Raw genomic sequence first — 13,019 nt, forward strand, 5'->3', positions numbered from 1 at the left:
CGAAAGGTATGGAATTATTTGAGAGTTTAGTTGCTAAGATCAAGGGTCATAATAAAAAAATTGTTTTCCCTGAAGGTAACGATGGGCGAGTAGTAGGTGCGGCTATTAGATTGGCTAAGGATGGCCTATTGCAACCGGTTGTTCTTGGAGATGTAACTACAGTTGAAAAAACAGCCGAGAGTATAGGGCAGAAACTACCACATACATTGACAGTGATTGATCCAGTCAAATATCCCACAGCCAAATTTGAAAAGATGGTTGCAGCTTTTCTTGAAAGACGAAAAGGGAAAAATACGGAAGAACAGGCACGTAAAATGCTGAAGGATGCTAACTATTTTGGAACAATGCTTGTTTATATGGGGTTAGTTGATGGGCTTGTTTCGGGTGCAGTTCATCCAACAGGCGATACAGTCCGACCAGCGTTACAGATAATCAAAACCAAACCTGGTATTAGTCGGACCAGTGGGGCCTTTATAATGACACGCGGCGAAGAACGTTATTTATTTGCTGATTGTGCGATCAATATCAATCCAAATGAACATGAACTAGCTGAGATCGCAGTTGCAAGTATTAAGACGGCGCGTCTTTTTGACATTGATCCTAAAGTGGCACTGCTTAGTTTTTCAACTAAGGGTTCAGCTAAAGCTGCAGAAGTTGAAAAAGTAGCTGCAGCAACTAAAATTGCGCAGGAATTAGCTCCAGACGAAAAAATCGATGGTGAGCTGCAATTTGATGCGGCTTTTGTTCCCTCTGTTGGGGAACATAAAGCTCCGGGTTCAAAGGTTGCAGGGCATAGTAATGTCTTTATTTTCCCAGAATTAGAAGCAGGGAATATTGGCTATAAAATTGCTCAGCGTTTGGGTAACTTTGAAGCAATTGGTCCAGTTTTACAAGGTCTAAATAAACCAGTTTCTGACTTATCTCGTGGTGCAAATGAAGAAGATGTGTATAAGGTAGCAATTATTACAGCTTTACAGGCACTCATATAAGAGTTTTTTGATAGAAAAGATGGGTCTCCAAAATAAGAGCGGTTATTTCATGGCTTTTGGATTTTTATGTGGTTCGCTCTGGCGGAGGCTCATCTTTTTTGCGTGTTTCTAAAATGTTATCTTGATTAATAAGGAATATTGGCTAGAAGGGGATGAAGTAATGCAAATTGAAGTTAATAATGCTAGTGAGACACGTCAGGTTGCTCAGCTGCTAGCTTCTTACATTGAACCTAATGATATTATTTTATTAGATGGTGAGTTAGGAGCCGGGAAGACGATGTTTACCAAAGGCTTAGCACTTGGACTGGGAATTGAACATAACATCAAGAGCCCGACTTTTAACTTGATTAAAGAATACCATCAAGGAAGGATTCCACTATTTCACATGGATGTTTATCGTTTGGAAGGAGTAGGTGGTGGTGATTTAGGACTTGAAGAATATTTTAATGGCGGTGGAGTTAGTGTTGTTGAGTGGTCGCAATTTATTCAGGCTGAACTACCACAAGACTTTTTACGAATTAAAATTATTAAAGATGAATATAATGATCAACAAAGAACACTGCAATTTACAGCAACTGGGGCTCATTATAAAAAACTACTTCTAATGCTTGAAAAAGAATACGCAAATTTTAAATGAAATTAATATCGTACAAACGTTTAAACTAAAAGATGAGGCCAAACAATTATGTTTGACTTCATCTTATTTTTTGCTGGTTTAAAGTAAAAGTTGCATCTTCTTATAGAAGATAGTTGATTTAACCCTGTGGAGCTTGCCAGGTATACTGTGCCCGTTCACCACCAATTAGTTTGGGACGGCTGCGTAAAAAGGTCGTATGTGCGTTGCCAACTTCTTTAATAGAAGTACGCACAGGGATCTGAACGAACTTAACGTGCATCCCAATGGCTGTGTCGCCAATATCCATCCCAGCCTGAGCAACAATATGTTCGACCTCAATGGGCTCGTTAAAGGTTTCAAACGCAGCTACTTGAGCGGCTCCACCAGCATGGAGCGATGGGAAAACAGAAACTTGCTCAAAATGATGTTGTTTGGCAACGGTGCGTTCGACTACTAGTGCCCGGTTAAGGTGTTCACATCCTTGTACAGCTAAGGATAAATTTAAAGGTTCTAAGGTAGATAGAGCTGTCTTGATAATAGCTCGTCCGATTGCAAGATTAGAATGTTTACCAATTTTTGCACCTTGAACCTCACTAGTGCTGCAACCTAAGACGACAAGATCACCCGCTTCAAGATGTGCAGCTTGTAAAAGTTCGGTTAGACCTTGTCGGGTGCACTGTGAAATCTCCTCTAAATCTGTAATCATTGCTTTCACCTTCTTTAATTAGAATATTCTAATTATAACGCAACTACCTGAAACTACAATATAAACCAGTTTCTATATATAGTTGGGTAAGAATATCATTAGAAAAGCTGAAAAAAATTTTTTAAGCCCCGAAAAGCGATGATAACCGGCTTTTGCTTCAGTAAGTTTTACACAATATATAGGGCGGGCCTTAAAACTGAACACAATAGGTTGTATTTGGAGGGATAGAGTAATAGAATATAAATAGAAAAACAAACAGGGGGAATTAGAAATGGCAACGACAGAAACCAAAAGGAATACAAAGAATTTAACCAGAATTCCGACATTTTTTATTAAAAGAGATGGGTATAAAACGCCGTTTGCTATTTACAAACTTGAATTAATACTCGATCAGCTGAGTTTGGATAAGCAGGAACAGCCGCTGATTGGTACAATACTCAAACAATTTGAAGATAAAACAGAGGTAACTGCACAGGATGTTCATCGTGCCTTTATAGTAGCTCTAAATGACCTTGGCTTCCATGATGAGGCCGTAGAATACATAAGTGTTCACAAGGAACGCCTTGCTCAATGGAATGAAAAAACTGACCCGACTAAACGTTTAGAAAGATTGCAAGCAAAGGACCCTGCTCTTGTACATGAGAATGCTAACAAGGATAGCAATGTCTTTAATACACAGCGTGACTTGACCGCAGGGACCGTTGGAAAGACGTTGGGTTTACGCATGATGCCGGAACATATAGCTAAAGCACATTTGCGTGGAGATATTCATTATCATGATTTGGATTATACACCATGGAGTCCAATGACAAATTGTTGTTTGATTGATTTTAAAGAAATGCTGACCAATGGTTTCAAAATTGGAAATGCTGAGGTTGAAAGCCCGCATTCAATCCAGACTGCTACTGCACAGATGGCACAAATTATTGCTAATGTAGCTTCTAGCCAGTATGGTGGATGTTCGGCTAACCGGGTGGATGAGTTGCTGGCTCCATTTGCACAGCGTAATTACAATAAGCATTTAGAGGATGCACATGAATATATCGATGATGATATTAAACGTCAGGAATTTGCTAAAAAGCGGACCAAAAAGGATATTTATGATGCGATGCAAGGCCTTGAATATGAGATAAATACCTTATTTTCATCTCAAGGGCAGACCCCCTTTACAACCCTTGGTTTTGGGTTGGGAACATCTTGGATTGAACGTGAGATCCAACGATCAATCTTACGAATTCGGATCCAAGGCTTAGGACGTGAGAAGCGGACGGCAATCTTTCCTAAATTAGTCTTTACTTTAAAGAATGGGTTGAATTTAAGACCTAGTGATCCGAATTATGATGTTAAAGAATTGGCAGTTGAGTGTGCCACCAAGAGAATGTACCCCGATATTTTAATGTACGATAAGATCAAGGAATTAACTGGAAGTTTTAAAGCACCAATGGGCTGCCGCAGTTTCTTGCAAGGCTGGAAAGACGAACAGGGAAATGAAGTTAATAATGGTCGAATGAACCTCGGGGTCGTCACGGTTAATTTACCGCGAATCGCATTACAGGCACATGGGAATAAAAAACTTTTCTGGGAAATTTTTAATGAACGGATGCAATTATGTAAAGAAGCACTTGTTTTCAAGGTTAACCGGGTCAAACAAGCAATTCCACAAAATGCACCAATTTTATACCAATACGGGGCTTTCGGTAAACGTCTCAGCTCAGAAGATGATGTTGATGAGCTTTTCAAGCACCGTCGTGCAACCGTTTCGTTAGGGTATATTGGTTTATATGAAGTTGGAACTTCATTTTATGGTTCGGACTGGGAACAAAATAAAGAAGCACATGCTTTTACCTTAGCAATCGTCAAAGAACTAAAGGCCAACTGTGATAAGTGGTCGGATGAGTACGACTACCATTTCAGTGTTTATGGGACACCAAGTGAATCATTGACTGATCGTTTCTGTGTTGCTGATCGTGAAAAATTTGGTAAAGTTCCCGATATTACTGCTAAGGATTATTATACTAATAGTTTCCACTATGATGTTCGAAAACATCCGTCTCCATTTGAGAAATTGACTTTTGAGATGGCATATCCTAAATATAGTTCAGGTGGCTTTATCCATTATTGTGAATACCCTAATTTACGTCAAAACCCCAAGGCATTAGAAGCAGTCTGGGATTGGGCTTATGATAAGGTAGGGTATTTAGGGACCAATACACCTATTGACCACTGTTATAAGTGCGGTTTCCAGGGTGAATTCAAGGCAACAGCCAGAGGATTTGAATGTCCTGATTGTGGAAACCATGATCCTAAGAGTTGTGATTGTGTTAAGCGGACTTGCGGTTATTTGGGGAATCCATTACAACGACCAATGGTTCATGGACGACACGCTGAAATTGCTTCAAGAGCTAAGAATATGTTTGATGGGATGGGCGAGCTAGATGAAAAATAGTGTCAAAAGGGAACGTAAGCCGCGTAACCCGCAACCAAAAGAATGGCTTGCCAGTGAATTAAGCCAAAAGTACATTGCTGATTATAAACCATTTAATTTTGTTGATGGTGAAGGAGTAAGGTGTAGCTTATATGTTAGTGGCTGTAAATTTGCTTGTCCAGGTTGCTATAATAAAGTGGCGCAGAATTTCCATTACGGGACACCTTATACACAAAAGCTAGAAGACACCATTATTAAGGATTTAGGTGAAGATTACTGTCAAGGACTTACTCTCCTTGGAGGCGAACCATTTTTGAATACACAGGTTTGTTTACAGATCGTGAATCGCTTACGTGCAGAATATGGGCATACAAAGGATGTTTGGTCCTGGAGCGGTTATCGCTGGGAAGAGTTATTGCAGGACTCAGATGATAAGTTAGAGTTGTTATCTAAAATCGATGTTTTAGTAGACGGACGTTTTGAATTGCCGAAAAAAGATTTGACTCTGCAATTCAGAGGGAGTTCTAACCAGAAGATAATTGATGTACAACGATCCTTAAAAGCTGGAAAAATAGTTCTTTGGGATAAACTATTACGGTAGTAATTTTTTCTGGAGACAACTGGCTAGGTTTAATATTGGGTTGAATAAAAGAGAGTGTGACATAAGCTGGAACACGTTTATACGTAATAAAAGAGGGACTGTGCCAAAAGTTAACTTTTGGCACAGTTCCTTTTTTGTGCTAATAATCGTTTGGATCAGCAGCTAACGGTTTATAAAAATCACTTTCAGTGTCACGATAATCCCACCATTCATTAGGATAGCCGATGAAACCAGCTGTAAGCATGGCATTATTTAAAAGTTGATAATTCTTTTCTAGTTTAGGCGAACGTGGACTGCTGCGAAAAGCAAGTTTAGAAAAGTCATCAAAGGCAGTTGGCATTTCTAGTTCCTTACCAGCTAGGTCCGTGAGTGTCAGATCAAACGTGACCCCCTTTTGATGGCTAAAGTTAGGATCAGGTAAAGCGACGAAGGTCGGGTCGGGATAGACATCAAACAACTTCTGTTGTGCACTGACTGGTCGATAAGCATCCCATACTTTCAGACGGTAACCCTGTTGCTGAAGAAGTTTATTTGCGATAACTAACTTTTGGGCGGTACCAGTTCTAGCGATTGCAGTCGTAAAGTCATAGATAACTTGATGGGTAAAATTATTTTTGGTTGCATAACGAAGTTCAACAATGATAGTGGGGTCCAACTTTTGAATATTGCTAAAACCAGTTTTTATATCGTTCATCAGTAAACCTCCTGTATAATGTAAAATAAGTACACAATAAAGACTACAGTATTATTGTAACCGCTATTTTAGTAGGAAGCTATCTTTTTATAATGCTAAACCAGTATTTAGAACGAGTCAGGTCGTGACTGATAAAGCGTCGTATGTGCTTGATATTGTGGATTCTTTAGATAATTTTGACTAAAGAATAGTGGGGCAGAATTACTCCAATGAAAAAAGTCTTCTTGATTAGACCAAAGTGAAATTAAAAGGAAGTTAAAATCATGCTTGAGGGAACGTGCAAGAATGATATTATCTGCCTTGGAGCGTTCAAATAAAGGAAGAAAGACTTTTTGTTCATCACTGTTTAAAGTAAAGTAAGAAAAAACAAAGTAGTAATTAGCTTTTTTAAGCAAACTTCCACTAATTATCTTAAAAGATATACCGCCAACAAAAGGACTACTAGTTTCAGAGAGGTCCAAAAGTAGATCATTTTCAGTGCCAGAAAGAGAATATAGTTGTGTTAGTGCGAGGTCTTTTTTTCTTTTTCGTAATTGTGAAATAACAGGTGTGGATCCAAAAGTTAAATGTAATTTTTTCATAAGGAACACCTCCAACCTAATTATAACGCTTACCAGTGTATGTGTTATAATCCTTAGTAAGATAAATCAATTAAGTGAGGGAGTCGTTAAAATGAAGATTACAATACTAGGTTTTTATGGAGGTTATCCCTATGCTGGGAAAGCGACAAGTTGTTATCTCGTTCAAAGTAGTGGATATAATTTACTGCTAGATTGCGGGAGTGGAGCTTTATTGAATCTAGAAAAGATCATTGATCCACTGCAGCTTGATGCAGTTCTATTATCGCATTATCATCAAGACCATATTGCAGATGTAGGGGTCTTACAGTATTATTGGCAATTAAATAATGAGCAAATAGATGGCAAGATTTTACCGATCTATGGACATATGCAAGATAAAGAACATTTTGCTAATTTGACTTGGGCAAAGGCAACCATTGGGCGCGGCTATCTACCAGACGAAACTCTTTCGTTAGGGCCTTTTGAGCTAAGCTTTTTACCAGTAAAACATCCAGTTACTGCGTATGCGGTGAAAATAAAAGAGACTAGCACGAATAAATTTTTTGTTTTTACAGCAGATACAGATTATATTCCAGAATTAACAGCTTTTGCGCAGGGAGCCGAAGTTTTACTGACGGATACAAATTATAGTAATGGAAAAAAAGAACCAAAGTGGCATATGACATCGACCGAGTCTGGGCAATTAGCTAAAAATGCAGCAGTTAAGAAACTTATTTTGACGCATTTGCCCCAAAAAATAGCTTTCGACCTATTGCTTAAACAGGCACAAAAAGCGGCGACTCGCGCTGTTAAAGTTGAGTTGGCCGAAATCAATAAAGAGATAGAGATTAAGTAACATAAAATTATATTAACATAAAAATTTAAAGCAATGATGTAAACGCTTTTTAACAATGCTTGAATCAGCATTGGTTAGCGCTTTCCTTGATGATGATTGTTTTTGAGTATAACTAATATATTATAATAATTATAAATATTTAAGAGGGAAAACATTTTAAAACAATGATAAGCCTTTTAAGGTCCCTTATAAAACAAGGAATAGTAAGTGATTTACGTCTATTAATAAATAAAATTTGCTAATTTGTTTGTTTTTTTTAGAAAAAAAGGTATTAATTTTTTGATAGAAGTAGTATAATAAATTTGCGGGCGATATGATTTATAGTTAATAGGTTTTACAGAGAAAAGGAGCGAAAAAATATGGTTACTCTATATACTTCACCAAGTTGCACTTCCTGCCGCAAAGCGCGTGCATGGTTAAAGGAACACAATATTTCTTTTGAAGAGCGCAATATTTTTTCTGAACCGCTAAGTATTAATGAAATTAAACAGATATTGCAAATGACAGAAAATGGGACAGAAGAAATTATTTCGAAACGTTCAAAAGCATACCAAAAACTGAATATCGATTTAAATGATATGCCATTACAACAGTTATTTAATCTTGTCCAGAAGAATCCAGGTTTATTACGTAGACCAATTATTTTAGATGAGAAACGTTTACAAGTTGGTTATAATGAAGATGAAATTAGAAGATTCTTGCCACGTGAAGTTCGTGCGTTGGAATTACAGCGAGCACAGAAGCTGGCAGGCTTTTAATTGCTAGTAATAAGAAAAGTTGTAGACCTCAGCTTTTTAAGAAATTGTATGTAGTTGAATGGTACAGGGACTGAGACGGATGTCTTGGTCTCTGTATTTTACTTTTTTATAAGATAAAGTGCTTTACAATTTCTTATTTTTAGTTATCATTAAGCGAGAGGGTATACTGGAAAGGTAGGTGACCTAGATGGAGATGGAGAAAATCAATGATAACACAATTCGTGTGTTACTTGAAACCGAAGATTTAACTGAACGCGGTATTACTGTCCTTGATCTACTTGGAAACCATAAAGAAATTGAAAGTTTCTTTTACAGTATTTTAGAGGAAGTTGACGTTGATCATGAGTTTCGTGAGAATGATGCTGTGACCTTCCAGTTGCTTCCAAATAAAAATGGTCTTGAACTGTTCATCAGCAAGGTCGATCCTAAGGAAGATAAGAAAGATCAGACTGCTAATGGTGATAGTTCTGAAGGAGATGAATTCTCCTTTCTTGGTGCTAATGAGGATGTTTCCGAATACATTCGCCAAGAGTTGTCTGCTTATAAGTCTAAAAACAAAAAGAAAGCACTTGAGAATGACGGTGATGGAGTTTCGGAATATTTAAAAGATGAAACAGTTAAACAAAAACATGTCGTAGTCAGGTTTGAAGATTTTGAAAACTTTATTCAGGTTGCTAAGATCTTGCGTAATGAAGAGATAGCATCGACGTTATATTTGCTGGATAATAATTATTATCTTGATTTGGTTTTCTTTACTAATCAGACGAGTGACAGTCAGATTAAAGATACACTTTCATTAGTTGTTGAATATGGTAAACGTGTACCTATCTCAGCTGATGTTTTGCAAGAACGAGGGAAGAAATTATTAAATAGTTCGGCCCTTGAGCTAGCGCGGTATTACTTTAAATAATAAAAGACAGTAGAACCCCTTAAGAGCTTTAGTGAGATTACTCTAAACCAATTTTAATTTTTGGTTTAGAGTTTTTTTGGTGCAATTACGTATTATTTAGTAAGGTTAAGACGCGTAATACTGATATCCTTACTAAGGAGGAAACGAAATGCTGATAGCTCAAATTAATGGTCGTTCAATTGCAGCAGTTGATGCAAAAAAAGGGGTACAGTACAAGTGTCCAGGGTGTCAGGGTGAATTGATCCTAAAAAAAGGTGAGTTTAAAATCAGTCATTTTGCTCATAAAAATAGTATGTGTCAAATTTTCTCAGAGGGAGAGACTCCAGAACATTTACTTGGGAAAAAGAGTATATTAGCGGCGTACCAGAAAGCGGGGTATTTTGGGAAGCTAGAGGAGTATATTAAAAGTCTGCAACAGAGACCAGATGTTTTAGTCCGTTTGCGGAATGAAAAAGCAATCGCACTAGAATTTCAGTGTGCACCATTAAATTTGACCAAATTATCTGAACGCTCACAAGGATATTTTCAAGCCGGTTTAAAGTTTTGCTGGATACTTGGACAACGTTATCATCTAAAGAAAACATTGACCCAACAAACTAGTCAGTTTATGCAATGGTCACAACGATTGGGCTTTTACCTTCTCTATTTTGATACTACAAGAGAAAGATTTGAATTAGTCTATGGTATCCAACAGGCTGATTTTTTACCATTACGTTATTTTCACTTTTTTACAAAGAATGTTAGCGAGCTAAAAATGTTTATGCAACAGGACCATCAGATTGATTATTATGAATTAACGATGGAAGAACGTTTTAAACAGCAAAAAAATTTTTTGAGAAATTGTTATTACTCCGCTGGGGAATTTCGAAAAATACAGGAATTGGCATATATGTCCGGAATTAGACTGCAAGATCTAACGGCTATTCTTTTAAAAAGAAAATATCAGGTTCCTTTATTCCAAAAAAATGAGTTTTATTGGCGAGCTAAGATAGTATTAAAGTATAATAAGGGAGTAATTATTAATCAGAAGGCTAATATCATGGTCTTAAGGGGAATTAATGAATATTTATTTCAGAATCCTTTTATTCGAAAGAAACAATTTGTTGAACAAATTATCCAGGATTTCCAAGCGGATTTACAATTAGTAAAATAATATTATTAAGCTAGATCAAATGATGCTTAGGGGTGTATTTAAACGGGAGGGTAAGAAAGATGGAAAAGAAAAGTATTAAACTACCTACACGAGATGAAGTCCCACAGGAGTTAACCTGGGATCTGAAGTCAATTTTTAAGAGTAATGAAGAGTTTGAGAAGGAATTTAAATTAGTCACAGCACAACTTGATGAAGTAAAAAAATATAGTGGGAGTTTAGCTAAGGGAGCAAAGACTTTTCTAGCAGCATTAAAGGCAGTCCTAAAGCTAGAACGTAGAGCGGAAAAAGTATTTGTCTATGCTAATTTAAAAAATGATCAAGATACAAGTAATAAGTATTACCAAGGTTTGCTTAGTCGTACACGGCAGTTAGGAGCTAAAGTAGGCGCAAGTGTTTCGTGGTTTGAGCCAGAATTATTAGCATTACCTGCGAAAAAATTAGCACAGTATTTTATGCAAGATACTGAACTTGAGGCATACCAGCACTTAATCTCTAAAATAACTTCGCAAAGAGAACATTTTTTATCTATAAAAGAGGAGGAACTACTAGCTGGGGCAGCCGATCTATTTGCTACACCTGAAAATATTTTTGGTATTTTGAATAATTCTGATCTAGAATTTCCAGAAGTTCGGGATGCACAGCATAATTTAATTAAGTTATCACATGGAAACTACGGCAAACTGCTAGAATCTTCACAGCGAGATGTTAGAGAAATGGCTTTTAAAGGGATGTACCGGACGTATCAGCAGTTTCAGAATACGTTTGCTTTAGCACTTTCCTCACATGTGCATACGCATAATTATCTTGCGCAAAAACGTAGCTACCCAGATGCACGCAGCGCGGCCTTAGCTAGAAATAATATTCCTGTTTCTGTATATGAAACATTGGTCCAGCGAGTAAATCACCATTTAACTTTGCTGCACCGTTACGTGGCATTACGAAAGAAACTCTTAAAGATTAGTGAGGTCCATATGTATGATCTTTACACACCAATCACAAAATTACCTGCTAGAACGTATGGTTATCAGGAATCACAGGCAATTATACTTAAAGCACTGCGTGGTTTAGGTGCGGATTATATTGCTAAAGTTAAGGAGGCTTTTGAAAATAGGTGGATTGATGTTGTCGAAAATAAGGGGAAACGTAGCGGCGCGTATTCTTCGGGAATGTACGATACAGCACCTTTTATTCTCTTGAATTGGCAAGATAATCTTGAAAGCTTATATACGCTAGTCCATGAAATGGGACATAGTATGCACACATATGCCAGCAATACAAACCAAGAATATCAAAATAGTGATTACTCGATTTTCGTTGCTGAAATCGCGTCAACTACGAATGAGAATTTACTGACTCAATATTTATTAGACCAAACGACTGATCCTTACTTTAAGGCCTATATTTTGAATCATTATTTGGATGGATTTAAGGGAACGGTTTTTCGGCAGACTCAGTTCGCCGAGTTTGAACAGTGGCTGCATGTGCAAGATGCACAACAGCAGCCTTTGACTGCTAAAGAGATGAACGATTTTTATCTATCTCTAAATGAGCGCTACTATGGTGCAGATATTTTTAATGATCCCGAAATAGCCTATGAATGGGAACGTATTCCACATTTTTATTATGATTTTTATGTTTATCAATATGCGACTGGTTTTGCAGCAGCATCAGCGTTAGCCCAAAAAATCTTAACTAAAGGTCCTGAAGATTACCTTAACTTCCTACGCGCAGGTAGTTCAGCTTTCCCAATAGAAATTGTTAAGAAGGCGGGGGTAGATATGACAAAAGCCGCTTATCTTGATGATGCTTTTGCTCTTTTTGCGAAGCGATTAGACGAATTAGAACAAATAATTGCTGATTTAAGTTGAAAATATAAACTTATTTACGTCGATCCAAAAAGCCTAAGTCAAGTTTTCTTGATTTAGGCTTTTTTTGGTAACACCTTAAATCCAAAGATAGCTGGATTAGGGGGCATTGGACTAAAAAATTATAAAGATAATAAAAAAGCGGAAGCTGTCTGTTACAGTTCCACTGGAGATCCTATTAAACTAAAGAATATGCAAAGAGGTAGAAGGGTGCTTTTTGACAGACGCATTAGGCTCTGAGACAATCTCATCATTAAGTTGTCCGGTACATAACTGCTTTAATAAGTCATATGAATCACAGCCGGTAAATGATATTCCGCAGTCAACGCCTTCTAGATTATAAACGACGACAGTTGGATGTTCATGTACATTCATTTCTGCAGCCATTTGTTGATCTTGTTTAAATGAGTTAATTGTAAAGGATGAATGCCGATCATCGTTAAACATAGCGCAATCTAGATTACTAACTTGCGCTGTTGCCTGCGCAACATCTTCACTATAATCAGTTCCTAAATCAACAATTTGTTTCTGGAGCTTCAACAAGTAACTACGCCCACAACGTTTTCCTTGGAATGATGCTGCTTTATAATCAAGAGATGCTTGATAAATATTATTAAAAATTTGATTGCGTGCTCGCAAATCATTTAGAGGAATGTTTTTCTTTTTCATAATTGAACTTACTGTCTGTAAGTTTAAAAATGGAATAAAACTAATTCGAACTTCAACGTCTAACTGATCTACTAGTCTTAGTATGTTCTGCTCCGAACGGTAGCATTCGCTGCCTATTGGGTTGATAAACAAATACATTTCTAACACTAATCTTTCCTCCACTTAATATGAATTTCTGCCTTTTTACACTAATTTAGTTAATTGCTAACTATACTTT

The 13,019-nt window shown here is 37.1% G+C and carries 13 protein-coding genes; 9 read left to right on the forward strand and 4 right to left on the reverse strand.

The window, feature by feature from the left end:
- Window positions 1–8: 8 nt before the first annotated feature.
- On the forward strand, window positions 9–989 hold the full coding sequence (gene pta / locus FC81_RS01315; protein WP_057742293.1) for a phosphate acetyltransferase: 981 nt from the start codon (window positions 9–11) through the stop codon (window positions 987–989).
- A gap of 160 nt (window positions 990–1,149) precedes the next feature.
- Window positions 1,150–1,626: a tRNA (adenosine(37)-N6)-threonylcarbamoyltransferase complex ATPase subunit type 1 TsaE gene (tsaE, locus tag FC81_RS01320; RefSeq protein ID WP_057742296.1), complete on the forward strand. Its 477-nt coding sequence runs from the start codon at window positions 1,150–1,152 to the stop codon at window positions 1,624–1,626.
- Between the two features lie 118 nt (window positions 1,627–1,744).
- Here tsaE and FC81_RS01325 read toward each other — a convergent pair whose 3' ends face one another.
- The gene (locus FC81_RS01325) at window positions 1,745–2,311 is read right to left on the reverse strand and encodes a TIGR01440 family protein (protein ID WP_057742298.1); all 567 of its coding nucleotides are present in this window, start codon (window positions 2,309–2,311) and stop codon (window positions 1,745–1,747) included.
- 271 nt (window positions 2,312–2,582) lie between these two features.
- On the opposite strand from FC81_RS01325, the gene nrdD reads away from it, so the two are divergent.
- Together nrdD and nrdG are read left to right on the forward strand one after the other, a co-directional pair.
- A complete protein-coding gene (nrdD, locus tag FC81_RS01330) occupies window positions 2,583–4,757 on the forward strand; it encodes an anaerobic ribonucleoside-triphosphate reductase (RefSeq protein WP_057742300.1) in 2,175 nt (724 codons plus the stop codon).
- Entirely contained in the window at window positions 4,747–5,337 is a 591-nt protein-coding gene (gene nrdG, locus FC81_RS01335) for an anaerobic ribonucleoside-triphosphate reductase activating protein (protein WP_057742304.1), read from the forward strand. The genes nrdD and nrdG overlap by 11 nt, the downstream gene beginning before the upstream one ends.
- A gap of 139 nt (window positions 5,338–5,476) precedes the next feature.
- On the opposite strand, the gene FC81_RS01340 is transcribed toward nrdG, so the two are convergent.
- Together FC81_RS01340 and FC81_RS01345 are read right to left on the reverse strand one after the other, a co-directional pair.
- A complete protein-coding gene (locus FC81_RS01340) occupies window positions 5,477–6,031 on the reverse strand; it encodes a M15 family metallopeptidase (RefSeq protein WP_057742306.1) in 555 nt (184 codons plus the stop codon).
- Window positions 6,032–6,138: 107 nt separating this feature from the next.
- Window positions 6,139–6,612 carry a hypothetical protein gene (locus FC81_RS01345; protein ID WP_057742309.1) on the reverse strand — a complete coding sequence of 158 codons (474 nt, stop codon included), beginning with the start codon at window positions 6,610–6,612 and terminating at the stop codon, window positions 6,139–6,141.
- Between the two features lie 91 nt (window positions 6,613–6,703).
- Between FC81_RS01345 and FC81_RS01350 the strand changes: the two genes are divergently transcribed.
- The 5 genes from FC81_RS01350 (at window position 6,704) to pepF (ending at window position 12,136) form a co-directional block, all read left to right on the forward strand.
- Window positions 6,704–7,447, forward strand: a complete 744-nt coding sequence (locus tag FC81_RS01350; RefSeq protein ID WP_057742312.1) for an MBL fold metallo-hydrolase — start codon at window positions 6,704–6,706, stop codon at window positions 7,445–7,447.
- Window positions 7,448–7,806: 359 nt separating this feature from the next.
- Window positions 7,807–8,205 (forward strand): transcriptional regulator SpxA, encoded by a 399-nt coding sequence (gene spxA, locus FC81_RS01355; protein ID WP_057742314.1) that lies wholly within the window; start codon window positions 7,807–7,809, stop codon window positions 8,203–8,205.
- Window positions 8,206–8,392: 187 nt separating this feature from the next.
- Complete coding sequence (locus tag FC81_RS01360; protein WP_057742316.1) at window positions 8,393–9,115, forward strand: adaptor protein MecA; 723 nt, start codon at window positions 8,393–8,395, stop codon at window positions 9,113–9,115.
- 148 nt (window positions 9,116–9,263) lie between these two features.
- Window positions 9,264–10,268: a competence protein CoiA gene (locus tag FC81_RS01365; protein ID WP_057742319.1), complete on the forward strand. Its 1,005-nt coding sequence runs from the start codon at window positions 9,264–9,266 to the stop codon at window positions 10,266–10,268.
- 59 nt (window positions 10,269–10,327) lie between these two features.
- A complete protein-coding gene (gene pepF, locus FC81_RS01370; RefSeq protein ID WP_057742321.1) occupies window positions 10,328–12,136 on the forward strand; it encodes an oligoendopeptidase F in 1,809 nt (602 codons plus the stop codon).
- Window positions 12,137–12,316: 180 nt separating this feature from the next.
- Here the strand turns inward: pepF and FC81_RS01375 are convergent, their stop codons facing one another.
- Complete coding sequence (locus FC81_RS01375) at window positions 12,317–12,940, reverse strand: DsbA family protein (protein WP_235804612.1); 624 nt, start codon at window positions 12,938–12,940, stop codon at window positions 12,317–12,319.
- Window positions 12,941–13,019 lie beyond the last annotated feature (79 nt).

The sequence above is a fragment of the Liquorilactobacillus capillatus DSM 19910 genome, assembly GCF_001434915.1.
GTDB lineage: Bacteria > Bacillota > Bacilli > Lactobacillales > Lactobacillaceae > Liquorilactobacillus > Liquorilactobacillus capillatus.

Coding starts and splice junctions, on each gene's coding strand:
- pta (WP_057742293.1), top strand. CDS start 9: ATGGAATTATTTGAGAGTTTAGTTGCTAAGATCAAGGGTCATAATAAA.
- tsaE (WP_057742296.1), top strand. CDS start 1,150: ATGCAAATTGAAGTTAATAATGCTAGTGAGACACGTCAGGTTGCTCAG.
- FC81_RS01325 (WP_057742298.1), bottom strand. CDS start 2,311: ATGATTACAGATTTAGAGGAGATTTCACAGTGCACCCGACAAGGTCTA.
- nrdD (WP_057742300.1), top strand. CDS start 2,583: ATGGCAACGACAGAAACCAAAAGGAATACAAAGAATTTAACCAGAATT.
- nrdG (WP_057742304.1), top strand. CDS start 4,747: ATGAAAAATAGTGTCAAAAGGGAACGTAAGCCGCGTAACCCGCAACCA.
- FC81_RS01340 (WP_057742306.1), bottom strand. CDS start 6,031: ATGAACGATATAAAAACTGGTTTTAGCAATATTCAAAAGTTGGACCCC.
- FC81_RS01345 (WP_057742309.1), bottom strand. CDS start 6,612: ATGAAAAAATTACATTTAACTTTTGGATCCACACCTGTTATTTCACAA.
- FC81_RS01350 (WP_057742312.1), top strand. CDS start 6,704: ATGAAGATTACAATACTAGGTTTTTATGGAGGTTATCCCTATGCTGGG.
- spxA (WP_057742314.1), top strand. CDS start 7,807: ATGGTTACTCTATATACTTCACCAAGTTGCACTTCCTGCCGCAAAGCG.
- FC81_RS01360 (WP_057742316.1), top strand. CDS start 8,393: ATGGAGATGGAGAAAATCAATGATAACACAATTCGTGTGTTACTTGAA.
- FC81_RS01365 (WP_057742319.1), top strand. CDS start 9,264: ATGCTGATAGCTCAAATTAATGGTCGTTCAATTGCAGCAGTTGATGCA.
- pepF (WP_057742321.1), top strand. CDS start 10,328: ATGGAAAAGAAAAGTATTAAACTACCTACACGAGATGAAGTCCCACAG.
- FC81_RS01375 (WP_235804612.1), bottom strand. CDS start 12,940: ATGTATTTGTTTATCAACCCAATAGGCAGCGAATGCTACCGTTCGGAG.